General features: G+C 63.9%; 1 protein-coding gene and 1 pseudogene. Both read left to right on the top strand.

Annotation, left to right across the window (positions count from 1 at the left end; all coding sequences use genetic code 11):
- A pseudogene (locus GOOTI_RS22395) lies at window positions 1–362 on the top strand (hypothetical protein); the annotation flags it as partial.
- Window positions 359–1,030 (top strand): hypothetical protein (locus GOOTI_RS22390; protein WP_007240881.1); only part of this gene is annotated, 672 nt, incomplete at its 3' end. The pseudogene GOOTI_RS22395 and the gene GOOTI_RS22390, both read left to right, overlap by 4 nt.

Raw genomic sequence — 1,030 nt, 5'->3', positions numbered from 1 at the left:
TCGCTGCACACTCGATTGCATCGGAGAAGCATCTCGTGTGGTCGCCGGATGCCGGCGGCTCGGTGGCGTTCCTCATCAGCGGCGCGTTCGCGATCATCGCCTACAGCCGGGTGAACAAGGCCTGGCAACCCGGCGATGTCAACTGGTGGTCGGTACAGATCAACATGGTGGGGTGTATCGCCTTCGGTGTGAGTGCGTACGGCGCCTACATCACGCCGAACGGCAACACGGTCGACAACGTGCTCGCCAACAGCTGCACGTTCATCGGCGCTGTCTGCTTTTTCGTGTCGTCGATGATCGTGCTGCCGCGCAACTCGGCACATAGCGCTTCGTCGACAACCGGGGGAGCGGGTCCATCATGACAGAACCCGACGATCTGCCCGGCAGTCTCGATTCGCAGCGAGTGCACGACTGGCATCACCGCGTCGGCAAGACGAACCAGTTGGGCGGCAACCGCTCTCGACGACTTCACCGCCAGGGGATCTCCGGCGCCGAGAATTACATGCCGACCTTCACCCTCGACCCCGACGGCGACCCCGCGGACTTCGACGAGTATCTCTTCTGGCGCCCACTCTCGTTGGTCGTGACCTATGTCCTACTGCGAACCCCTGCGACCATGAGCCGCACGTCGGCACGGATAACCGAGCGGCATTCCCCCTACGTCCTGTTCGGCACGGCCGATACTCTGGTGCACGGGCACGTGATCACCGGTGGACGGGAGCACTCATACACGAGGCCCAATCCGCTTGCCGCGCTGTCGATGTCGCAACCCTTCTCGGTCACGAACGACTCGGTGGCCGAGTTCTCCAGCGTCTGGGTGCCCGCGGAGATGGTCGACCCGGACGACCTCGCGGCATCGGATCCCGTGATCCCCGACTCGCCGCTGTCACGAGCAACCGCGGTTTTCCTGCGAAACTTCGCTCACGACGTCGCGGTGCGTGGAGCCGACGTCGACGTCGACACGGAGATGGCGGCAATCGATCTGCTCAGATCCACTCTCAATCCGCACCGTGCCCGCACGGCCAGTGCG

The sequence above is a fragment of the Gordonia otitidis NBRC 100426 genome (assembly GCF_000248075.1).
Classification (GTDB): domain Bacteria; phylum Actinomycetota; class Actinomycetes; order Mycobacteriales; family Mycobacteriaceae; genus Gordonia; species Gordonia otitidis.
This window is presented reverse-complemented; position numbering and strand designations above follow the sequence as displayed.